Annotated in this window: 21 protein-coding genes; 10 read left to right on the top strand and 11 right to left on the bottom strand. The window is 63.7% G+C overall.

All coding sequences use genetic code 11. The annotated features are described in order from the left end of the window. Both IAE40_RS01155 and IAE40_RS01150 read left to right on the top strand, forming a co-directional pair. Positions 1-771: an IclR family transcriptional regulator gene (locus tag IAE40_RS01155; RefSeq protein WP_125929892.1), complete on the top strand. Its 771-nt coding sequence runs from the start codon at positions 1-3 to the stop codon at positions 769-771. 105 nt (positions 772-876) lie between these two features. Continuing rightward, entirely contained in the window at positions 877-1,194 is a 318-nt protein-coding gene (locus IAE40_RS01150) for a putative quinol monooxygenase (RefSeq protein ID WP_054891418.1), read from the top strand. Positions 1,195-1,391: 197 nt separating this feature from the next. Here the strand turns inward: IAE40_RS01150 and IAE40_RS01145 are convergent, their stop codons facing one another. The 4 genes from IAE40_RS01145 to IAE40_RS01130 are packed head-to-tail and all read right to left on the bottom strand — an operon-like array spanning position 1,392 to position 5,282. Next, on the bottom strand, positions 1,392-2,240 hold the full coding sequence (locus IAE40_RS01145; protein ID WP_054891419.1) for an urea carboxylase-associated family protein: 849 nt from the start codon (positions 2,238-2,240) through the stop codon (positions 1,392-1,394). A gap of 16 nt (positions 2,241-2,256) precedes the next feature. Then, positions 2,257-2,934 (bottom strand): GntR family transcriptional regulator, encoded by a 678-nt coding sequence (locus IAE40_RS01140; RefSeq protein WP_063544895.1) that lies wholly within the window; start codon positions 2,932-2,934, stop codon positions 2,257-2,259. Continuing rightward, on the bottom strand, positions 2,931-4,436 hold the full coding sequence (locus IAE40_RS25860; RefSeq protein ID WP_200602470.1) for an amino acid ABC transporter permease/ATP-binding protein: 1,506 nt from the start codon (positions 4,434-4,436) through the stop codon (positions 2,931-2,933). Before IAE40_RS25860 ends, IAE40_RS01140 begins: the two co-directional genes overlap by 4 nt. A 15-nt stretch (positions 4,437-4,451) precedes the next feature. After that, on the bottom strand, positions 4,452-5,282 hold the full coding sequence (locus IAE40_RS01130; RefSeq protein ID WP_200602469.1) for an ABC transporter substrate-binding protein: 831 nt from the start codon (positions 5,280-5,282) through the stop codon (positions 4,452-4,454). A 373-nt stretch (positions 5,283-5,655) separates the two neighbouring features. Here IAE40_RS01130 and IAE40_RS01125 point away from each other — a divergent pair, with 373 nt between their 5' ends. The 4 genes from IAE40_RS01125 to IAE40_RS01110 all read left to right on the top strand — a co-directional run bounded on the left by IAE40_RS01125 (position 5,656) and on the right by IAE40_RS01110 (position 10,019). Then, positions 5,656-7,713, top strand: a complete 2,058-nt coding sequence (locus tag IAE40_RS01125; RefSeq protein ID WP_200602468.1) for a carbon starvation CstA family protein — start codon at positions 5,656-5,658, stop codon at positions 7,711-7,713. 11 nt (positions 7,714-7,724) lie between these two features. Beyond that, the gene (locus IAE40_RS01120) at positions 7,725-7,928 is read left to right on the top strand and encodes a YbdD/YjiX family protein (protein ID WP_200602467.1); all 204 of its coding nucleotides are present in this window, start codon (positions 7,725-7,727) and stop codon (positions 7,926-7,928) included. Positions 7,929-8,034: 106 nt separating this feature from the next. Continuing rightward, positions 8,035-9,390 (top strand): cache domain-containing protein, encoded by a 1,356-nt coding sequence (locus IAE40_RS01115; protein ID WP_197889708.1) that lies wholly within the window; start codon positions 8,035-8,037, stop codon positions 9,388-9,390. Then, a complete protein-coding gene (locus IAE40_RS01110) occupies positions 9,387-10,019 on the top strand; it encodes a response regulator (protein ID WP_063544901.1) in 633 nt (210 codons plus the stop codon). The genes IAE40_RS01115 and IAE40_RS01110 overlap by 4 nt, the downstream gene beginning before the upstream one ends. Positions 10,020-10,203: 184 nt before the next feature. On the opposite strand, the gene cprA is transcribed toward IAE40_RS01110, so the two are convergent. The 5 genes from cprA to efeU form a co-directional block, all read right to left on the bottom strand. Continuing rightward, on the bottom strand, positions 10,204-11,352 hold the full coding sequence (gene cprA, locus IAE40_RS01105; RefSeq protein ID WP_153773644.1) for a cationic peptide resistance protein CprA: 1,149 nt from the start codon (positions 11,350-11,352) through the stop codon (positions 10,204-10,206). Positions 11,353-11,813: 461 nt separating this feature from the next. After that, a complete protein-coding gene (gene efeO, locus IAE40_RS01100) occupies positions 11,814-12,626 on the bottom strand; it encodes an iron uptake system protein EfeO (protein WP_054893471.1) in 813 nt (270 codons plus the stop codon). 30 nt (positions 12,627-12,656) lie between these two features. Next, positions 12,657-13,955, bottom strand: coding sequence for an iron uptake transporter deferrochelatase/peroxidase subunit (efeB, locus tag IAE40_RS01095; RefSeq protein WP_063544904.1), 1,299 nt, complete (start codon positions 13,953-13,955; stop codon positions 12,657-12,659). A gap of 17 nt (positions 13,956-13,972) precedes the next feature. Next, complete coding sequence (gene efeO, locus IAE40_RS01090) at positions 13,973-15,181, bottom strand: iron uptake system protein EfeO (protein ID WP_153773646.1); 1,209 nt, start codon at positions 15,179-15,181, stop codon at positions 13,973-13,975. A 2-nt stretch (positions 15,182-15,183) separates the two neighbouring features. Continuing rightward, on the bottom strand, positions 15,184-16,026 hold the full coding sequence (efeU, locus tag IAE40_RS01085) for an iron uptake transporter permease EfeU (protein WP_200602466.1): 843 nt from the start codon (positions 16,024-16,026) through the stop codon (positions 15,184-15,186). Between the two features lie 243 nt (positions 16,027-16,269). Here efeU and IAE40_RS01080 point away from each other — a divergent pair, with 243 nt between their 5' ends. From IAE40_RS01080 to IAE40_RS01070, 3 genes are all read left to right on the top strand, one after another. Beyond that, entirely contained in the window at positions 16,270-16,869 is a 600-nt protein-coding gene (locus tag IAE40_RS01080) for a TetR/AcrR family transcriptional regulator (RefSeq protein WP_197889709.1), read from the top strand. Between the two features lie 3 nt (positions 16,870-16,872). Then, entirely contained in the window at positions 16,873-17,463 is a 591-nt protein-coding gene (locus IAE40_RS01075) for an HD domain-containing protein (RefSeq protein ID WP_197889710.1), read from the top strand. A 107-nt stretch (positions 17,464-17,570) separates the two neighbouring features. Then, positions 17,571-18,074 (top strand): hypothetical protein, encoded by a 504-nt coding sequence (locus tag IAE40_RS01070; RefSeq protein ID WP_200602465.1) that lies wholly within the window; start codon positions 17,571-17,573, stop codon positions 18,072-18,074. Between the two features lie 48 nt (positions 18,075-18,122). Here IAE40_RS01070 and IAE40_RS01065 read toward each other — a convergent pair whose 3' ends face one another. Then, positions 18,123-19,493 carry a GntT/GntP/DsdX family permease gene (locus IAE40_RS01065; RefSeq protein ID WP_153773650.1) on the bottom strand — a complete coding sequence of 457 codons (1,371 nt, stop codon included), beginning with the start codon at positions 19,491-19,493 and terminating at the stop codon, positions 18,123-18,125. A 206-nt stretch (positions 19,494-19,699) separates the two neighbouring features. Here IAE40_RS01065 and IAE40_RS01060 point away from each other — a divergent pair, with 206 nt between their 5' ends. After that, positions 19,700-20,206 carry a peroxiredoxin gene (locus IAE40_RS01060; protein ID WP_054893464.1) on the top strand — a complete coding sequence of 169 codons (507 nt, stop codon included), beginning with the start codon at positions 19,700-19,702 and terminating at the stop codon, positions 20,204-20,206. Positions 20,207-20,219: 13 nt separating this feature from the next. Here the strand turns inward: IAE40_RS01060 and IAE40_RS01055 are convergent, their stop codons facing one another. Next, the gene (locus IAE40_RS01055) at positions 20,220-20,633 is read right to left on the bottom strand and encodes a helix-turn-helix domain-containing protein (RefSeq protein WP_054893463.1); all 414 of its coding nucleotides are present in this window, start codon (positions 20,631-20,633) and stop codon (positions 20,220-20,222) included. Positions 20,634-20,669: the final 36 nt, after the last annotated feature.

The following is a 20,669-nucleotide window of genomic DNA, read 5'->3' as shown; positions in this document are numbered from 1 at the left end:
ATGAGCGGCAACGGGGACGGCGGTGGCGTGCGATCGGTCGAGCGGGCATTGACGATCATCGAATTGCTGGGTGAGCACCAGGCCCTGGGGCTGGAGGAACTGCACTACCTGACGGCGTTACCCAAGGCCACGGTGTCGCGCATGCTCGCCACCTTGCAGGAACAGGGCTGGACCTACCGCGGCCTGAGCGATCGGCGCTACCGCCTGTGCGCCCGGCGCCTGTTCGGCGACGGCCAGTTGCGCTTCAAGCGGCAGCTGGTCGAAAGCGCAGCGCCCCTGTTGCTGGAGCTCAGCGAGCGCACCGGGCTGGTCGCCGACTTGTCATGCTTCGACGGCCAGCGCCTGGAAGTGATGGAAAGCGCGATTCCCCAGGTGCTGCGCAAGCGCTATCCGAACAACTGCCAGATCGTCGGCCACCACGCCAGCCTGTTCCACTCGGCGATGGGCCGTGCCTGCCTGGGCGAACTGGCCCCCCATGAAGTGCAGCGCCTGGCCGAGCATGCGCATGTTGGTGATGACGCGATGTTGCGGGCCATCGAGGACGAAACCCAGCGCGGCTTTGCCCGGCGCACCGAGGGTCATTGGGAATATCCGGTGCGCCTGCCGTTCCTGATCCGCGCCATCGCCCTGCCGGTTCACACGCAAGGGCGACTGGTCGGGAGCATTGCCCTGCACTGGCCGTTGGACCAGGCACCGGTGGAGCGGGTGCTGGGGTTGCACCTGGGCAGCCTGACGACCACCGTTGGCCAGGTACAGCAAGCGCTGGCCTGAGCGATTCTCTGCATCGTATTGAAAGTGTTATCGGGCTATGCGGCTGTTTTCCGGCCATCGCCTCGGTAACACTGTGCTCAACTCAAACGTGTTGGAGATGTGACGATGGGTGCGCAGGTAACGAACAATCCGCTGGTGTCGATTGCAGTGCTCAAGGCCCGCGAGGGCAGGGCGCTGGCATTGAAGCAGGCGTTGCTGGAGCTGATCGAACCGACCCGCGCGGAGCCGGGCAACCTGGACTATGTGCTGTTCGAGGGCAAGGATGAGCCGGGGACGTTCTACATGCGCGAGGCGTTCGTCGATCAGGCCGCGCTCGATGCGCATTTCGCCGCGCCGTATTTCCAGCGGTTTGCGGCGCAGAGCGAAATGCTGCTGGGTGAGCCGCTGCGCTTGATCTTTCTGGAGCAGGTTTCTGATCGCTGATCGCTGATCGCTGATCGCTGATCGCTGATCGGTGGTAGGGGGGCGGTGAAAGACAGTTGGCTCCCACAGGTGTGTTGTTTTTTTGTCCTGTGGGAGCGGGCTTGCCCGCGAAACAGACACCGCGCTGCCTGGCACGGGCTGCGCCCGTGTTCGCGGGCAAGCCCGCTCCTACAGGGATTGGACTGGTCTTCAGCCGATCATTCCCACTCGGCCTTGCCAATCGCCAGCCCGTGCATGCCGTTGTAGCTGGCGCGCTTGGGCTGCGTCCAGCCTTCCAGCAGGCTGTCGTCGAGCTTGTAGATTTCAACTCCCAGCGGCCGGCAGACCGACAGCGGGTCCTGTGCCTCAGGCCCCCACATCGGCAGTGACAGGTCGCCACCTGGGCAGGTCGACAGCGCGCACAGCACATCGATTTCGGCGAAGAACTCCAGGTAATCACCCTGCTTGGCCGGGCAAGCCTTCATGAAATACATGTCGTCATGGTTCAAGCCGGTGCACTGGAAGATGTTCAGCACATCGTGCACGTCGAACTCGGTCAGCCCATGGGGCAGCACGGCGCGGGTGAGGTTGGAGTGGCAGTGGTGATGGAAGTCCTCGCCCGTAAGCATCTTGTTCACGTAGGGGTCGCAACGGGTGCCGAGCAGGTCATGCAGGCGCCCGCCGTGCTCGTCGATGCCATAGTCGGCCAGGCTGTCGTCGGTGATGGTCACCAGCGGGCGCAGGAACGGCAGATTCGACCACAGTCGGTCGTAGGTGGTCACGTGGGCACCCTGCAACTGGCGAGTGCGCGCCGCCCACAGGCGCTCACGCGGATCGTTGGCGTTCCAGATGTTGAAGTCGCCGACCTGCGGGCCGACCGGGGTGGTGACGCGGAACACATGGCCGGCCGGCACCTTCCAGGCGCGGCCGGTGCGGATCGGCACTTCGAATGTCTCGATCAGGGTGCGGGCATCCTTGCGTTCGCGCACGCGGTCATAGAAAGGCTTGTCGACCTGCAGGGCAGCGCCTTTGCTGACCTGGTAGGCGGCGGGGTAATCCTTGTACATGGGTAGGTCTCCGGTTTCAGGAACGGGGTGGATGGCTGAACAGATCGAGCAGGGCGTGCTCGGAGTCGTCCAGGTAACGGGTCATGGCTTCGGCGGCGTCGTGGCGCAAGCCATCGGCGAGCAGGTCGTGGATCTCCCGGTCGCGTTCCAGCCACGGGCTCTGGAAGTTCTTTTCATCGGGCGCAACGGCGAACACCAGACGCATCTGCGCAGCGATATTGGTGAAGAAGGCGTCCAGCAGCGGGCTGCGCAGCAAGCCGACGATGTGCTGGTGAAAGCGCAGGCTGTGGGTGCCGAAGGCCTGCCAGTCTTCGCGATCACGGGCAAGTTCGGCGGCCTCGATGGCGTCAAGCATGCGGTCGGACTGGTATTCGCGCAGCGGCTTGCTGCCATGGATCGCCTGCACCTCGAGTGTGCGGCGCACCAGGAAGATATCGCGCACCTCGGCGATACCCAGCCTGCGCACCATCACGCCCTTGTTGCGCACATAGGTGGTCAGGCCTTCATGGCCCAACTGGTGCAGGGCCTCGCGTACGGTGTTGCGCGAAGCGTTGTAGCGGCCGGTGAGCTCGGCCTCGACCAGCGGCATGCCTGAGACCAGGCGGCCGCCGATGATGTCCTCGCGCAGTTCGAGGGCTACCTGGTCGGCCAGGGGCAGGCTTTCGCCGGCTTTTTCCGGGGATTTGCTGCTCATGCCAGTTGCACGTCCTTGAGGAAGCGGCCCATGCGCTCGCTGCGGTTGTCGAGCAACTCGCGCGGCGCACCGGCCTGGATGATCTCCCCGCGTTCCATGAACACCACGCGGTCGGAGACCTGGAAGGCGAATTTCATTTCATGGGTGACGATGACCATGGTCATGCCCTCGCGCGCGAGGTCTTCGATTACCTTGAGCACATCACCGACCAGTTCCGGATCAAGCGCCGAGGTCGGCTTGTCGAACAGCATCACCTGCGGGCGCATCGCCAGTGCGCGGGCAATCGCCACCCTTTGCTGTTGCCCGCCGGAGAGTTGGTGCGGGTACTTGCCGGCGTGCTCGCGCAGGCCGACCTTGCTCAGCAGTGCCAAGCCCAAGGCGCGTAGTTCGGAGTCGCTGGCATGGCCATGGTGACGCGGGGCGAGCATCACGTTCTCGAGCACGGTCTTGTGCGGGAACAGGTTGAAGCCCTGGAACACCATGCCCACCTGGACGATGCCCTCCATGTGCACGCGATTGCCAAGGCTGCCGCCGTCTTCGTCACGCCCGCGCAGGAAGGGTGCGCCACACAGTTCGACCTGGCCACGGTCCAGGCCCTCCAGGCCGTTGAGGGTACGGATCAGCGTAGTCTTGCCCGACCCCGAAGGCCCGATGATCGACACCACTTCGCCGAAGCGGATGTCCAGGTCGATGCCCTTGAGCACTTCCAGCTGGCCATAGTGCTTGCGTGCGCCGAGCACCCGCAGGGCGAAGTCGCCTTGCCTGGGTGCGGCCTCGCGCCGGACAGGCGCCGGTTGCGCCGGGCCATCGGCGATGGCCTTGGGCTGACGCCGGGTGACGTCAAGGTGCTGCTCCAGCCGACGCAACAGGTAACTGAACACCGTGACGATCAGTACATAGTAAAAGGCGACCGCGAGCATGGTCTCCATCACCAGGAAGTTCTGCGTGTACAGCTGCTGGCCGACCAGCAGGATCTCCGACAGCGAGATCACCGACACCAGCGAGGTCAGTTTGACGATGGTGATGTACTCGTTGGCCAGGGTCGGCAATGCCACCCGCAACGCTTGTGGAATCACGATCAGGCGCTGCACACCGGTGTAGCGGATACCCAACGCCTTGCCGGCCTCGAGTTGCCCCTTGGCCACGGCGAGCAGGCCGCCGCGATGAATCTCGGCGATATAGGCCGATTCGCTCAGCACCAGCGCGATCAGGCCGGCGGCATAGGGGTTGGAGAGCAGCACGCTGGTACCTGGGAATACCTGCGGCAGGTTGTAGACGAAGATCAGCAGCACCAGCAGCGGCAGGCTGCGGAAGAACCAGATGTACAGTGCTGCGCCGCGGTTCAGGGCGCGGTTGCTCGACTGCCGCGCCAGCGCCAGGACAAAGCCGAAGACGATGCCCAGCAGCCAGGTCTCGACGCTCAACTCCACCACGGTGCCGACCGCCTTCCAGAAGTCGCCGTTGACCAGCAGGCCGGCGGCATAATCCCAATCGAATTGCATGCTCGAGGCTCCTGCTTACTGCACTGGCGCTTGAGGATTCTGGCCCAGGGCCTGGGCCACTTCGGCTGGGCTGGGCTCGCCAAGGTTGTAGCGGCTCAACAGCGTCTGGTATTCGCCACTGTGCTTCATGGCCTCGAGGCCTTGGCGCAGTTCAGCGAGCAGCGCATCGTTGCCCTTGCGCACGGCCAGGCCGATGACTACGGGGTAGATCAGCTCGTGGGAGCTGATCACCACCCGACCCTTGAGCTTGTCGGCGGTGATGGCCGCCACCGCGGCGTCCTCGAACTGTACGTCGACCGCCTTGGCCAGCAGGGCTTGGGCTGCCTCAGGGGAAGTGGGGAATTCACGCGAGTCGATCGGCGCCTGGCCGTTGGCCTCGCAGTGGCTTTTGGATAGCGCCATCAGCTTGGGAATCCACGACCCACCCTTGATCGAGCCAATGCGCTTGCCGCACAGGTCCTGGGGCGCTTGCGGGCGGAAACTGTCATCGGCACGCACCATCAGCGAGGCACCGCTTTTGAGGTAGGGCAGGAAGTCGACCTGCGCTGCGCGCTCCGGGGTGACGTAAAGGGCCGAGGCGACCACATCGAAGCGTCGAGCGTTTACGCCCATCACCAGGTTGGCAAAGCGGGTGTCCTGAAACTGGGGAGCGAGCTTGAGGTGCTGGCCGAGCAGGGTCATGAACTCAGGGTCGAAGCCGGCAGGCTTGCCTTGGTCGAGGTAGGTGTAGGGCGGGTAGGTGAGATCCGAGCCGATGGACAGGCGATCGGACTGCAAGGTGCCGTCGGCGGCTTGTGCGGCGGCACTGAGGGTCAGGGCGAGGGTAAGGGCTGTTGCTCGGGACATGAAGGACGCTCCACTTATGATTGTTCAACAATCGGTGTGGAATCATTTATCAATACTCGTGCCAATATCGCTGCTGACTCTGCAGCGCCTGCTTCGCGGGCAAGTCGCAGCGGCGAACCGCCGCCCCTACAAAAGTACCTCATCATCCACAAGGCAGTGCCCCACCTCGCTCCCTGTGGGAGCGGGCTTGCCCGCGAAAAGCGCACCGCACCCCTCACTGACACCCCATCTACGTAGTTCTACGTAGTACTTACGCGTAGTACTGCGAATGTTCTTGTGGACCCAGTACGCCGAGAGTGTCGTCGTCCCTACCCGGGCACCCACAAAAACAAAAACCGTCGCCGGCACACCCGTCGCGACAGGAGAAATCCCGATGACCAAACTGGCTACCCGAATTGCCTGGTTCGCCATTGCCTTGCTGGGCGCATTCGCGCTGGGCACCGTGGCGTTGCGCAGGGGCGAAGCCATCAGCGCCCTGTGGATCGTCACCGCAGCAGTCGCCATCTACCTCGTTGCCTACCGCTACTACAGCCTGTTCATCGCCAACAAGGTGATGCAACTGGACTCCACTCGCGCCACCCCGGCCATGCTGCACAACGACGGGCTGGACTACGTACCGACCAACAAGCACATCCTCTTCGGCCATCACTTCGCCGCTATCGCTGGCGCCGGCCCGCTGGTCGGCCCGGTGCTCGCCGCGCAGATGGGCTACTTGCCCGGCACGCTCTGGCTGATTGCCGGTGTGGTACTGGCAGGGGCCGTGCAGGACTTCATGGTCCTGTTCATCTCCACCCGCCGCAATGGCCGCTCCCTGGGCGACCTGGTACGCGAGGAAATGGGCTCGATCCCCGGAACCATCGCGCTGTTCGGCACGTTCCTGATCATGATCATCATCCTTGCGGTGCTGTCGCTGATCGTGGTCAAGGCCCTGGCCGAGAGCCCCTGGGGCATGTTCACGGTGATGGCGACCATCCCGATCGCCATGTTCATGGGGGTGTACCTGCGCTACCTGCGCCCAGGGCGCATCGGCGAGATCTCGGTAATCGGCGTGCTGCTGATGCTTGCATCGATCTGGGGCGGCGGTCTGGTTGCCGCAGATCCGGTGTGGGGCCCTGCGTTCACCTTCACCGGTGTGCAGATCACCTGGATGCTGATCGGCTATGGTTTCGTCGCCGCCGTGCTGCCGATCTGGCTGATCCTGGCACCACGCGACTACCTCTCGACCTTCCTCAAGATCGGCACCATCGTCGCGCTGGCCATCGGCATCCTGGTGATCGCGCCTGAGCTGAAGATGCCGGCCATCACCCAGTTCGTCGACGGCACAGGCCCCGTGTGGAAGGGGGCACTGTTCCCGTTCCTGTTCATCACCATCGCCTGCGGCGCGGTGTCTGGCTTCCATGCGCTGATCAGCTCCGGCACCACGCCCAAACTGCTGGCCAACGAAAGCCATGCCCGCTACATCGGCTACGGCGCCATGCTGATGGAATCGTTCGTGGCGATCATGGCCATGGTCGCCGCCTCGGTGATCGAGCCAGGTGTGTACTTCGCCATGAACAGCCCGGCCGCCGTGGTCGGTGGCGATGTGGTCACCGTGGCGCAGACGGTCAGCAACTGGGGTTTCACCATCACCCCGGAAATCCTCCAGCAGACCGCGACCGACATCGGCGAGCACTCGATCCTGGCCCGTGCCGGTGGTGCGCCGACGCTGGCGGTGGGGATCGCGCAGATCCTGCACCAGGCGCTGCCGGGTGAGAACACCATGGCCTTCTGGTACCACTTCGCGATCCTGTTCGAGGCGCTGTTCATCCTGACCGCCGTGGATGCCGGTACGCGTGCCGGGCGCTTCATGCTGCAGGACCTGCTGGGCAACTTCGTGCCTGCCTTGAAAAAGACCGACTCCTGGACCGCCAACGTGGTGGCCACCGCTGGCTGCGTGGCGATGTGGGGCTGGTTGCTGTACCAGGGGGTGATTGATCCACTGGGCGGCATCAACACCCTGTGGCCGCTGTTCGGCATCTCCAACCAGATGCTGGCCGGCATCGCCCTGATGCTCGCCTCGGTGGTGCTGATCCGCATGAAGCGCCAGCAGTATGTCTGGGTCACCTTGCTGCCGGCCGTATGGCTGCTGATCTGCACCACCACCGCGGGCCTGATCAAGCTGTTCGACCCCAACCCAGGCATGGGCTTCCTGGCGCTGGCGCGCAAGTACAGCGATGCCGCCGCAGCCGGGCAGGTGCTGGCACCTGCCAAGGACCTGGCGCAGATGCAGCATGTGATCTTCAACGCCTACACCAACGCCGTGCTGACCGGGTTGTTCCTGTTCGTGGTGCTGAGCATCCTGTGCTTTGCCGTGAAGGTCGGCCGGCGAGCCTGGGTCAAGCCTGAGCGCAGCGACAAGGAGTCGCCGTTCCAGCCGATCCCCGACGCCTGAGGAAAGCTGCGATGTTCAACAAACTGAGCAAGATGGGCAAATGCATGGGGCAGGCCGCGCGCATGCTGGTCGGCATGCCCGACTACGACACCTACCTCGAGCATATGCAGGCCCATCACCCCGGCGAGCCGGTGATGAGCCGCACGGCGTTCTTCCGCGAGCGCCAGGACGCACGCTACAACGGTGCCAGCGGACGTCCGACGCGTTGCTGCTGAATTGATTGCCGTGTAAAAGGGGCGCCACGCTTGTCGTGGCGCCCTTGTCATTTGTCGGGGCCACAGGCGAAGCTGACGCCGCGCCGCCCCCGCAACCGGAGTGACCATGCAACTCAAGCACAAGATCGTCACGCTCAGTGTCTTGCCGCTGATCGTGTCGGTGCTGTTCATCTGCATCCTGGTGTTCGCCCAGAGCCGCAAGCTCGAGGAGGACCAGGCGCGCCTGGTCGAAAGCAGCATCATGGCGGCGAAGAAGGCCGAGCTGAAGAACTACCTGGGCCTGGCCATGAGCTTGATCGCGCCGTTGTACGACAGCGGCGCCGACGATGACGACACCCGCCAGCGTGCCTTGCAGATCCTGTCGCGGGCCAGTTTCGGCCTGGACGGCTACTTCTTCGTCTACGATCGCCACGGCAAGAGCCTGATGCACCCGCGCCAGGCCGAACTGGTGGGCAAGGACCTCATCGGCATGACCGACAACAAGGGCCTGCTGGTGATCCAGGCGCTGCTCAAGAGCGCCGAACGCGGTGACGGCTACCAGCTTTATGACTGGCAGAAGCCCTCCACCGGGCAGTCCACCGGCAAACTGGCCTATGTGGTGATGCTCGAACGCTGGGGCTGGATGCTCGGCACCGGTATCTACATCGACGATGTCGAGGTGGCCACGCTCAAGTCGCGTCAGGAGGTGGCCTCCGGCGTGCTGACCACGGTGCTGGCGATCGCGTCCTTCTCGTTACTGGCGGTACTGGTCATCTTTGCCGGCGGGTTGATGCTCAATGTCAGCGAGCACCGCCTGGCCGACCGCAAGCTGTCGGCGCTCAACCAGCGTATCGTCGATCTGCAGGAGGAGGAGCGTTCGCGGGTGGCGCGCGAACTGCACGACGGCATCAGCCAGGAACTGGTGTCGATCAAGTTCCAGTTCGAGCTCGCCGCGATGGAGCTGGACAACGGCCGCGCCGGCGGCCTGGACAACCTGCGCAACGGCACCACTCGCCTGGCTTCGGCGATCGGTGAAGTGCGGCGGATCTCCCACGACCTGCGTCCCTCGCTGCTCGACACCCTGGGCCTTTCGCCGGCCATCGACCAGCATGTGCGCGACTTCGAGCAGCGCACTGGCATTCGTACCCAGTACGAGTGCGGGCTGACGGACATCGAGGTGGATGCCGAGCTTTCGCTGACGCTGTTCCGTATCATCCAGGAGGCGCTGGCCAATGTTGACCGCCACGCCAAGGCCAGTGTCGCGATCATTTCCATCTCTGCCCACGACGGGTTGCTGGTACTGCGCGTGGAGGACAATGGCATGGGCTTCGACCCGAGTGCGGCGTACGAAAGCCACGGCATTGGCCTGCGCAACCTGCGCGAGCGGGTCGAACATCACCGGGGCAGTTTCAGCATTGCGTCGTCTGCCGGGCGCACCGAGCTGCAGGTCCAGATACCCATGAACAATCCGAGGCTTGCATGAGCGAGACCACACCGATCCGCATTGCCCTGGTCGACGACCATGTGCTGGTACGTGACGGCGTCAAGGCACTGCTGGGCGCAATTGCCCATTTCCAGGTGGTCGGCCAGGCCGAATCCGGCGCCCAGGCGCTTGAGCTGGTAGCGTCGCTGGAGCTGGACATCCTGCTGGTGGATGTTGGCCTGCAGGACATGAACGGCCTGGAGCTGACCCGCCGCCTGTGTGGTTTGTACCCCGGCATCCGGGTGCTGATGCTGAGCATGTACGACAACCAGGAGTATGTGCGCACCTCGATCACGGCGGGGGCGAGGGGCTACGTGCTGAAGAACGCACCCTCCACCGAGCTGATAGCCGCGATCGAGGCAATTGCTGCCGGCGGCAGTTTCTACAGCCCGGAAATCGCCCGCAAGCTGGTCAGCAGCGGGCGCGACGAGAACGACCTGACCCCGCGTGAGCTGCAGGTGCTGGCGATGATCGCCAGGGGTAGCAACAACAAGGAGATGGCCCGGGAGCTGGGCATCAGCGTGCGCACGGTGGAGACCTTCAGGCTGAGCATCCGGCGCAAGCTGAATATCGATACTCCGGCGGCACTGGTGAAGTACGCGCTGGAGCACGGGTTGGTGACGCTCTGAGGCAGCGCTGCCCCAGGACTATGGCTCTGCGGCAAAGCCGATGCCATCCACCGCAGTGTGCTTTTCGCGGGCAAGCCCGCTCCTACAGAACTGCACCGCTCAGGTTTTGCGGGCAGCGACTGGCTTTCCCGCTCGATCGTGGGAGCGGGCTTGCCCGCGAAGGGCTCACCCGCGAAGCGCCGGCTTACTTGAAGTCCCACTGCATCTGGGTCGCGATGCTCACGCCGCTGGAAGAGCGTACGCACACATCCAGGTAGTCAGTGAAGCGCGGCGGCACGGCAATGCCCTCATCGAGCAGGCGGCGGTTGTCGAACAGGTAGTTCAGGTCGGCAAAACCGCTGTACAGGCGCAGGGCCCGCAGGACCAGGCGCGGGTTGGCCGGGCCGATGCGCGACTCGAAGCTGGCGGCCAGCTCCTTGAGGTTGTCGACATCGATCTTGCGGTAGCGCTCGCCCACCGGCGCGGCACCATTGGCCAGGGCGAACGCCTTGTCGATCTCGGCGAAGGTACAAGCCGAATCATGCCCGGCGGAGATGTGGTAGAGGTCGTGGCTCAGGCGCGGCTTGAGGGTCAGGCCGATCAGCGCCTCGGCGCAGTAGTCCACCGGAATCACGTCGATCTGTTCGTCGAGGCCACAGGTGAAGCTTTCCAGGGCGAAGCCCATGCGGAACACCCAGAAGATGCTGCCAGAGGCCTGGCAACCCAGGCTGCGGTGACCGACCACGATCGAGGGGCGTGCCACCACCAGCGGCAGGGCCGGCAGTTCCTCGCGCATGCGTCGTTCGATCTCGGCCTTGGAAGCGGTGTAGTCCACCAGTTGCTGTTCGGCGTCCGGGAACTCCCAGGACTCGCTGATCGGCGATTCACGCTCAGGGCCGCAGCACATGGCTGTGCCCACATGGAGGAAACGCTTGAGGCGTTTGGAGCGGCTCATCACCTCGGCGAAGGCGAAGGTGCCCTCGACGTTGACTGGCCAGATGGTCGGGTTCTTCGAGAACGACGCCACGGCAGCGCAGTTGATGACCCGATCGACGTCCAGCAGGCGCGGCGTTTCGCGCGCCAGCCAGGAGGTGTCGAGGAAGTCGCCGCAAATGATCTGCTCTGCGTTCAGCGCCAGGCATTCGGCATGGCTGACGCCATGCTGTTGCAGGTTGCCGCGCAGGCGCTCCAGCCCTTGCCCGGCGTTTTCGGCGCGGACCAGGAACACCAGTTGCGGGCCTTGGCCGTTGGCGATCAGCTGGGCGACGACCGACCCGCCGAGGAAGCCCGTGGCGCCGGTAATCAGGATGCGTTCGGGGGTAGCGGTAAAGGTGATCGGTGCGTGCGTGTTCATACATTTCCTCAAGACGGGTAAGTCATCCGCAGTTCAATGTTAAGTGGCGACATCGAAACGTTGAAATGAACTTAAAGTCATCAGTAGGTTCGCGACATTCGTTGGGACTGACTTGTTCGCCTTGAGAACTTGCCCGGATAGACAATCTCTGTTTAGCGCAGCGCCTATCCGTTCAAAGCTGAAAGTGGCGCAGCCATGCAGCGCAGCGCCGGCCGCCACTCGTTGCGGCGCAGGTCCGGGAGCGGGCATGGTGAGCGGCGCGCCATTCTCCACGCTTTATGCCTGGGGGACGATGAATAGAAGGGGAGATTGGCCGGGTTTTCGATGAAACAAAGTTTAGAAAAGGGGTTGGCCGTGGGGAGTTTTAAATATATTTCATTCGCGCGGTAGTTAGGGTGGAGGTGAGGGTGTTGTTCTGTTCGCGGGCGTGCCTGCGAACAGAACAACACTGTTATTGAAGATCAGTTCAAACCCAACTTCCCGCGCAAGGTCGACAAGTCTTCGGCCAGGGTATTGACCGGCCCGACCATGGCCTTGCGATCACGCTCGGCCACCTTGTCGTAGGACTGGAACCCGCCGTCCTGGGTCTTGTACTTGGCCAGCAGCTTGTTGACGGTGGCGAAGTTCTTGTCGACCTTGGCGACGAACGCCTTGTCCTGGGATTCCAGGTGGGTGCGGAACAGCTCGAAGATCTTCTGTGCCCCGTCGATGTTGCCCTGGAAGTCGTACAGGTCGGTGTGACTGTAGCGATCCTCCTCACCCGAAACCTTGGTCGCGGCCACTTCTTCGAGCAACGCTGCCGCACCGCCGACGACTTTCTCTGGCGGGAAGGTCAGGGTGGCAATACGGCCCTGCAGGTCTTTCACGTCAGCGATCAGCTTGTCGGCAATCGGGCCTTGGCCGTCGGTGGTGTTCTTGTCGAACAGCGCGTACTCCAGGCGATGGAAGCCGGTGAAGTCATCGGCCTCGACACCTTTTTCGTGATCGTCCACCCGCGAGTCGATGGCCGCGTCCAGGTCGCTGAACAGCTCGGCGATCGGCTCGACGGCCTCATAGTTGACCCGGGTCGTGGCATACAGCGCCTTGGCCTTGGCCAGGTCTCCCTTCTTCACTGCATTGGTGAACTGCTCGGTGTCGCTCACCAACTGGTCGACCTTCTCGGTGACATAGATCTTGTAGTCCGACACCGGCTGCACCAGGGTCAGCGGGTCAACCGCAGCATTGGCGAACAGCGGGGCAAGCGTGAGCAACAGGGCGAGGCGGGTCTTGTTCATGGCGATGTCCTGATCCGTTTCTGTGTCGTGTCATGCGGTTTTTATGGGGGTGGCAGCGTCGAGCAGCGAACGACCAATGAAGTCGTGATCGTTCTTTACGCCGGGGAGGGCGAAGAAGTACCCGCCCCCGACCGGCTTGATGTATTCCTCCAGCGGCTCGCCGTTGAGGCGGTTCTGGACGGTGATGAAGCCCTTTTCCAGGTCGGCCTGATAGCAGATGAACAGCAGCCCCATATCCAGTTGCCCGTTCTTGTTCACGCCGCTGGAGTAGTTGAAAGGCCGGCGCAGGATCAGGTTGGGCTGGCTGGCCGCAGTGCGCGGATTGGCCAGGCGAATATGGGCGTCCAGACGGGTCAGCTTGCCTTCCGGGTCCTTGGTGTAATCAGGTACGTCGGTTTCGCGCTGGCCGTCCATGGGCGCGCCGCTGGCTTTCTTGCGGCCGAAGATCGACTCCTGCTCCTGCAATGGCGTGCGGTCCCAGCGCTCGACCAGATTGCGGATGATCCGCACCACCTGGTAGGTGCCATCGACCGCCCAGGCAGGTTCGTCGCCATGCTGTACCCAGACCAGCTGGTTCATCAGTGCCGCGTCGCTGGAGTCGGGGTTGGCCGAGCCGTCACGAAAACCGAGGAAGTTGCGGGCACTCTGCTCGGGCTCCGCCGCCTTGCGCGGTGCCTGCGGCGGCACCGAGCCTTCCTGTTTCCAGCGTACGTAGAGCAGGTCAGGCAGGTTCTTGATGATGTCGCGCAGGGCGTGGATGTTGGTGTCCGGCGCGTTGGAGCAGAACTGCAACCCCAGGTCGCCATGGCAGCGCTCGGCCTCCAGCGCGTCGTTGGGGAAGCCGAGCATGCGGCTCAGGCGCTTGGGCTTGGCGCCGGTGAGGCCGAATCGCTCGTCGAACAGCGATTCGCCGACCGACACCGTGATGGTCAGGTTGTCCGGCGTGACGACCGGGCCAAGGATGCCCGAGTCCGCTGGCGGAAGCTTCGGGTCGACCTGGGGGACCGGGCCGCCGGCCATCAGGAAGCGAATGCGCTGGTCCAGCGTGCGGAACAGGCGCTCGAGGTCCTGCTTGTCCTGGGCCAGGACATCGAAGGAGACGAACATCCCGGCGGTAGGGCGCGGCGTCACCACCCCCGGTTGATGTTCGCCGATCCAGGCGTTGCGCTCTTGCGTGCGGTCGCTGTGCGGGGCTTCGGTGACCTTGGCCGGTGAGGGAGCAGCCAGCGCGTTGCCGGTGGCCATGGCGACGCCTGCCACACCAAGGCCCGCCAGCAGGCGGCGGCGCTCTTGGGATTGCGGGGCGTTACGGGTATCGCGGTCTGTCATCTGAGGCTCGCTTGTCTTTACTGGTCGGCCAGGCCCAGGGCCTGATCAATGGCCGCGATCGCGCTGGCCAGTGCGTCGGCATCGGCTGCGATCTGCTGTTTCTGCGCCTGCGGTACCTGGTCGTAGGGCAGATAGCCCTCGGCGGCGCGCAGGGCTTGCAGGTGCTGCTCGAAGCGAGCCATGGCGCTATCGATTGTCGCCAACGGCTCAGAGCCGTTCCTGGCCAGCAAGGGGCGCAACAGATCGATCACTTTGCGCACACCTTCGAGGTTGGCGGCAAAACCCGGCAGGTCGAGGTGGCTGTAGCGTTCCTCTTCGCCACTGCTGCGGATCTGCGCAAGGTTGTGCAGGCTGCGCACCACCGCCTCGGTGAATTGCTGCGGCGCGATGGACTGGGCAAGCAGTTGCGTCTTGAGTTCGCCCAGGTCGAGCAGCAGCGTCTCTGCCACCGGCGCCAACCCTGCGGTGGTGCGCTGTTGGAACAGGCCGTACTCGATGCGATGCAAGCCCGTGAACGCCGGGTCCTGCTCACGCTGTTCGAAGTAATCGGCGCGAGCATTGATCCGATTGTCCAGCTCAGCCAGACGCTGGCTGGCCGGGGCGATGCGCTGGTAGATCATCCGCGCTGCGCCATAGGCAGCTTGCGCCTGCTGCAGGTCGCCGGCCTGGATCGCGTCCTTGAGCGCTTGGCCTGCCCGCACCAGGGCGCTGCCCTGACTGGCCAGGTAGACGCGGTATTCGGACAGCGGCCCGATAAAGGCAGTCAGTGCGGGGCGCGCCTTGGCGGCCGCTTCGGAGGCGGCGGTCGGGGTGACGGTCAAGCTGCCGCGCGGGTTGCTGAGCAAGCCGCAGGTGATCGCGTAGCGTCCCGGCTGCAGTGTGGCGTTGATCACCTGTGACAAGCCCGGCGCGATGTTCTCGCGCTCCTCGATCACCAGCACGCCATCGAGAATCTCCCACTCGACGGCGCGTTGCGACTGGTTGACGATGCGGAAACTGTTCGGCCCAGCCGGGACGCTCAGGTCGTTCGGCTCGCAGGCGTGATCGCGGATGGTGATCAGCGTTTCATGTCCGGCGTTGGCCGCACGCCTGGCCTGGGCCTGGTGCGAGGCATAGAAGAACACCAGGCCCGCACCGACCATCAACAGGGCACTGCCGGCAACCGCCAGGCGCAGTACACGGGGGGAGGGGGGCTTGCCGGCGGCGCCGGTCTCGTGACTGGTCATGCTTACCCTTGTTTCTGTGCAGCGTGAGAAGAGGAGGGCTTGGCCGGTGCCGGCCAGAAGAACAGCACCAGCGCACCGACCAGATAGAGCAGGTAGGCCCCGAGGGTGCTCACGGTCGGGGTGTCCTGGTAACCGAACATCCCCGCCAGCACCGATCCGGTCGGGCCATCCTTCGGCAGGCTGTGGCTGATATCGAAGACCACCCCCTGCAGCGCATTCCAGACCCCGGCCTCGTGCAGCGCCTGCACCGAGTTGGCGAGGATGCCCGCCGCCACCACGAGGATGAACAGGCCTGTCCAGCGGAAGAACTGCGCCAGATTCAGGCGCAGGCTGCCGGAGTACAGCGCCAACCCGACCAGGATCGCCACCACCAGCCCAAGCAGGGCGCCCAGCGGTGCTGCCGGACCCTCGCTCTGCTGGAACACCGCCAACAGGAAGAACACCGTCTCCAGGCCCTCGCGAGCGACGGCGAAGAACACCATGGCGATCAGCGCCCAGGCCTGATGCTTCGAACCCGCGAGCGCGGCATCGAGCGAGACGTGCAACTCGTGCTTGATCGAACGTGCCACTTTGCGCATCCACAACACCATGGAGCTGAGGATCACCACCGCGACCAGCCCGACCAGCGCTTCGAAGAGTTCCTGCTGTTTCTGCGGGAACTCGCTGCTCATCAGCTCAAGGCCGGCGCCGACGAAGAGGGAAAGGGCTGCGGCGAGAAACACGCCGATCCACACGGCCGGCATCCACTGGCCACGGCCGGTCTGGCGCAGGTAGCTGGCGATGATGCCGACAATCAGCGCGGCTTCGATGCCCTCGCGGAGCATGATGAGGAAGGGGACTAGCATGATTCTCCCGGGATGGCTGAAGGCATCGACCCCATGGCGAGGTCGCCGGGAAATCTACTTCAATGAGAATCATTAGCGCATGTGAATAATATTTTAACTTCTGCCATTTCCACCCTCGCCAGTCCCGGAAAAATGGGCTTTGCGACGGTGGAGTACAAATGTGCTCTGCTGCGATTACCGGGCTGATTGAAAGAACGCTCACGGCGGTTGACCATGTCCCTACCAGGAGGTAGGGTGCCGTTCATGAGCACTCAATCCACGACCTACTCCGACATTCTCCAGTGCGCCCGCACCCTGATCATCACGGGCGGGTACAACAGCTTCAGCTACGCCGACATCGCCGAGAGCGTCGGTATACGCAAAGCCAGCATCCATCACCATTTCCCCACCAAGGCGGACCTGGTGCGCGTTCTGGTCGCGCAATACCGCGAAGAAGCCAAGGCCGGCATGGCTGCCCTGGAGCGTTACTTTCCCGCCCCCGTCGACCAGCTCAAGGCCTATATAGGCTATTGGCTGGAATGCGTCGGCGAGGCCAGCAAGGGCTATTGCGTGTGTGCCTTGCTCGCCACTCAGATACCGGTATTGCCTGCCGAAGTCGCCACTGAGGTGAGGGCGCATTTCCGCAGCCTCTCGGCCTGGATTACCACAGTGCTCGAGCGCGGCGCGCAGGCGGGCAGTCTGACCCTGTCCGATACCCCTCAGGCTGAGGCTGAGCGTTTCATAGCTGCCGTGCATGGCGCGATGTTGTCTGCCCGCGCCTATGGCGAGCCTGGCGTATTCGGGCTCATCACGCAGCCGCTGATCGACAGGCTTGTCACACCGATTCCGGCACCCGGAGCCTGAGCCATGCTGCCAAGCCCTCTGGAACAGCAACTGGAATTCCTGCGCCAGATCGACCAGTTGAAAAGCGTGCGTCGCCAATCACCGTTGCTGGACCAGAGCCGCAAGGAAAACTCCGCCGAACACTCGTGGCACTTGGCCATGTATGCGTTGATCCTCAATGAGCATGCCAGCGGGGCAGTGGACAGCAACCGCGTCATCCGCATGCTGCTGTTGCACGACATCGTGGAGATCGACGTCGGCGACTTCCCAATTCATGGAGGCTCGTCCAGCCAGTTGCAGGCCGAGCAGGAAGCCGAGGCAGCTCAGCGGCTGTTTGGCCTGCTGCCGCAACCACAGGCCACACAGATGCTGGAACTGTGGCAGGAGTTCGAGCAGGCCGAGACTGCTGATGCGCGTTTCGCCAAGGCGCTCGACCGTTTTCAGCCACTGCTGATCAACATCTTCACCGGCGGTGGCACCTGGTCCGAAAGCGGTGTATCGCGCCAGCAGGTCATCGAGCGCTACGGGCCGGTCATCCAGCGCGGCGCACCCGAGCTCTGGGCGCTCTGCGAGCGCTGGATCGCGCGGCATTTCGCGGGTGATGGGCAACCCTGAGGTTTTCCACGGTGAAAAGCCGCTGTGCAGGCGCAGCGGTTTTTTTTGCAGCTAAATGCCTACCTACTAGTCGGTAGCAGACCATTCATTAAGACGGAGTCACAGCCATGCCACACCCTGTATCCACCCTCGGCGCCATCCATACCGCCGTCAGCGTGGCGACCTTCGTCGCCGGGCTCTACAGCTATGCGCGCCATCATCAGATCGAGCCCCGGGAGCCAGTTGCACGCGGCTACCTGTTCGGGATGCTGGTGTCGGTACTGACCGCGTTCGGCCTTTCCAGTACCGGCGGATTCAACGTCGGGCATGCGCTCGGCATCCTCGCGCTGCTGGTGGTCGGAGCGGCACTGGTCATCCCCAAGCTCAGCCTGCTGGGGCGTGCGCGGCCCTACCTGGCGCAGCTGGCATTCGCCTTCAGCTTCTTCCTGCTGCTGGTACCGGGGATCAACGAAACCCTGACGAGACTGCCAAGCGGCCAGCCATTGGCGGACGGCCCCGAGTCGCCGCTGGTGCGCGCCGCGTTGGCCGGATGGTTGGGGATTTTCGTGGTAGGCGCAGCGGTACAGGCCTGCTGGATCAGGTTGCAGCGCCGCAGGGCACCAGCGCTCTGATCGCCGAGGCGACAGCGCAGCCACTGTGGCTGCGCAGTCACTAGCCGCTTACTGAAACCATTGCCACAGCAGCAGGGTGCCGACCAGCCCAACCACCGAGACGATGGTCTGCAGCACCGACCACACCCAGATCGTCTGCTTGAGTTGCAACCCGAAGTACTCGCGGACCATCCAGAACCCGGCATCGTTGACATGGCAGAAGAACACCGAGCCGGCACCGATGGCCAGTGCCACCAGCGAACTCTGGGTGGTCGCCAGGCCCGCCATCAATGGCGCGAGAATACCGGCAGTGGTGGTGGTCGCAACGGTGGCCGAGCCTGTCGCCTGGCGCAGCGCCACCGCGATCAGCCAGGCCAACAGCACGTACGACAGGTGCGCGCCACTGGCCACCTTGCTGATCGTGTCGCTGATGCCGGCTTCGAGCAGGGTCTGTTTCAGGCCACCACCGGCTCCGATGGTCAACAACAGCACGGCGATCGGCGCCAGGCTCTTGCGCAGTACGCTGCCGACCTGGTCACGGGCCATACCGATCGACCAGCCCAGGCAGATCACCGCAGCGATCACCGCCAGCCCCAGGGCAATCAGCGGCTCACCGAGAAACTTGAGGGTCAGCGCCAGGGTGCTTTGCGGCGCCATGGCGACCTTGGCCAGCGTACTGCCCAGCATCAGCAGCACTGGCAGCAGGATGATCAGCAGCGATACGGCGAAGCTTGGCTTGCGCCGGGTCTCGACCTTGGCGGTGAACAGCGCACCCAGTTCCGCGGGTTCCTGCACATCCAGGCGTTTCGACAGCCAGATACCATAAAGCGGGCCGGCGAGGATCACTGCCGGCACGGCGATGCACAGGCCCAGCAACATGGTCATCCCCAGGTCTGCATGCAGGGCGCTGACTGCGATCAACGGCCCAGGGTGGGGAGGCATCAACGCGTGCAGGGTGGTCATCCCGGCGAGCGCCGGGATCGCCACCTTGAGCAGCGGCTGCCCAGACTGACGGGCGATGACGAAGATCACCGGCACCATCAGCACCAGGCCGACTTCGAAGAACAGCGGCAAGCCAATGACCATCGCCACCAGCGCCATCACCCAGGGCAGCGCCTTGCCGCGGGCATGGCGCAACAAGGTAGAGGCAATACGATCAGCAGCCCCGGATTCGGCCATCAGCGCGCCGAGCATCGCGCCCAGGGCAATGATGATCCCGGCCTCGCCCAGCAGACTGCCAGCGCCTTTGCCGAAAGCCTTGGCCACCTCCTCTGGCGGCAGGGTAGCGCCCAGGCCGGCCACGAAGGTACCGATCAGGATCGAAAGGAAGGGTGGCAACTTGGTGACGCTGATCAACACGATGATGGTGGTAATGGCCGCCAGGCAACAGAGCACCAGGCGGGTGTCGTGGGCAAGCCACGCGGCATGTGAAATATCCAACGGAAACCCCTTCTTGTAATGTCTTGTTACGTCTCTTGAAGGAATATACCGGATGGATTCATATAGACGACTAGCTGATCCCGTTTTTCAGGGTTGCAAGACATGAAAGTTTTTTCAGAAACCACGTAACCCTGCATCGTCCTCGCAAACCTGCTAAAACTGGCCGCCGCGCGCCACGCGCAGCCCACCCACCCTAGGAGAGAGTCATGATCAAGACCGGCGATTCACTGCCTGATATCACGCTGTACGCCTACAGCAACGGGGAGGGCGCCTGCGCGATCGGCCCGAACGCGTTTTCCATCCGCGAGCGCTGCCAGCAGCGCAAACTGGTGATTTTCGCCTTGCCCGGCGCCTTCACACCTACCTGTTCCGAACGTCACGTCCCCGGCTATGTCGCTGCGGCCGACGCGTTTTCCGCGGCGGGTATCGACGAAATCCTCTGCGTTTCCGTCAACGATGCCTTCGTCATGAATGCCTGGGGTAGCAGCCTGCAAGTGGGTGATGCGGTGAAGATGATCGGCGACGGCAATGGTGAGTTCGCCAAGGCCCTGGGCTTGAGCCAGGATCTGTCGGCTCGCGGCATGGGCCATCGTTCCCAGCGTTACGCGATGCTGGTCGAAGATGGCGTGGTCAGGCACCTCGCGGTCGAGGCGCCCGGCAAGTTCGAGGTCAGCGATGCGCAGAGCATGTTGAAGTGGGTTCAACAGTTATAGGGCCAGGTAGCGTTCAGCCTTTTTCATATGGCAGGCCCTCAGGGCAGGCCATACGCAGCAACTTGCGAAACTTCGGGCAGACCAGGTGCGACGGCGCCGGGCATTCGGCGACGTGTCGCAGCAAGCTGCTGAGCGCTGTCATCCTGCGGACCTGGCGGTCGAGCTCATCGGCGCGCTGGTGCAGAGCCGGGCGGGGCAGGTCCGGCTTGCGGTCCTTGCCGAACATGCCCTTGATCTCCTCCAGCGAAAAGCCGGCGGCCTTGCCCAGCGAAATCAGGGCAAGTTGCAGCAGGGTGTCTTCGCTGTACTGGCGACGCAGCCCACTGCGGCCAACGGACTGGATCAGCCCGACTTCCTCGTAGTAGCGCAGGGCAGAGGTCGTTACACCGCTGCTTTTCGCCAGCTCACCGATATCGACGATTTTCATGCTTGACTTCAAGTTGACTTGAAGTTGCATCGTAGG

It is taken from the genome of Pseudomonas sp. S44 (genome assembly GCF_016624805.1).
Taxonomy (GTDB): Bacteria; Pseudomonadota; Gammaproteobacteria; order Pseudomonadales; family Pseudomonadaceae; genus Aquipseudomonas; species Aquipseudomonas machongensis.
Note: the sequence above shows the minus strand (reverse complement) of the source record. Positions and strands in the feature narration are given on the sequence as shown.

Bases quoted from the DNA above. Each gene is read 5' to 3' on its own strand.
- IAE40_RS01155 (WP_125929892.1), top strand. From the start codon at position 1: ATGAGCGGCAACGGGGACGGCGGTGGCGTGCGATCGGTCGAGCGGGCA.
- IAE40_RS01150 (WP_054891418.1), top strand. From the start codon at position 877: ATGGGTGCGCAGGTAACGAACAATCCGCTGGTGTCGATTGCAGTGCTC.
- IAE40_RS01145 (WP_054891419.1), bottom strand. From the start codon at position 2,240: ATGTACAAGGATTACCCCGCCGCCTACCAGGTCAGCAAAGGCGCTGCC.
- IAE40_RS01140 (WP_063544895.1), bottom strand. From the start codon at position 2,934: ATGAGCAGCAAATCCCCGGAAAAAGCCGGCGAAAGCCTGCCCCTGGCC.
- IAE40_RS25860 (WP_200602470.1), bottom strand. From the start codon at position 4,436: ATGCAATTCGATTGGGATTATGCCGCCGGCCTGCTGGTCAACGGCGAC.
- IAE40_RS01130 (WP_200602469.1), bottom strand. From the start codon at position 5,282: ATGTCCCGAGCAACAGCCCTTACCCTCGCCCTGACCCTCAGTGCCGCC.
- IAE40_RS01125 (WP_200602468.1), top strand. From the start codon at position 5,656: ATGACCAAACTGGCTACCCGAATTGCCTGGTTCGCCATTGCCTTGCTG.
- IAE40_RS01120 (WP_200602467.1), top strand. From the start codon at position 7,725: ATGTTCAACAAACTGAGCAAGATGGGCAAATGCATGGGGCAGGCCGCG.
- IAE40_RS01115 (WP_197889708.1), top strand. From the start codon at position 8,035: ATGCAACTCAAGCACAAGATCGTCACGCTCAGTGTCTTGCCGCTGATC.
- IAE40_RS01110 (WP_063544901.1), top strand. From the start codon at position 9,387: ATGAGCGAGACCACACCGATCCGCATTGCCCTGGTCGACGACCATGTG.
- cprA (WP_153773644.1), bottom strand. From the start codon at position 11,352: ATGAACACGCACGCACCGATCACCTTTACCGCTACCCCCGAACGCATC.
- efeO (WP_054893471.1), bottom strand. From the start codon at position 12,626: ATGAACAAGACCCGCCTCGCCCTGTTGCTCACGCTTGCCCCGCTGTTC.
- efeB (WP_063544904.1), bottom strand. From the start codon at position 13,955: ATGACAGACCGCGATACCCGTAACGCCCCGCAATCCCAAGAGCGCCGC.
- efeO (WP_153773646.1), bottom strand. From the start codon at position 15,181: ATGACCAGTCACGAGACCGGCGCCGCCGGCAAGCCCCCCTCCCCCCGT.
- efeU (WP_200602466.1), bottom strand. From the start codon at position 16,026: ATGCTAGTCCCCTTCCTCATCATGCTCCGCGAGGGCATCGAAGCCGCG.
- IAE40_RS01080 (WP_197889709.1), top strand. From the start codon at position 16,270: ATGAGCACTCAATCCACGACCTACTCCGACATTCTCCAGTGCGCCCGC.
- IAE40_RS01075 (WP_197889710.1), top strand. From the start codon at position 16,873: ATGCTGCCAAGCCCTCTGGAACAGCAACTGGAATTCCTGCGCCAGATC.
- IAE40_RS01070 (WP_200602465.1), top strand. From the start codon at position 17,571: ATGCCACACCCTGTATCCACCCTCGGCGCCATCCATACCGCCGTCAGC.
- IAE40_RS01060 (WP_054893464.1), top strand. From the start codon at position 19,700: ATGATCAAGACCGGCGATTCACTGCCTGATATCACGCTGTACGCCTAC.
- IAE40_RS01055 (WP_054893463.1), bottom strand. From the start codon at position 20,633: ATGAAAATCGTCGATATCGGTGAGCTGGCGAAAAGCAGCGGTGTAACG.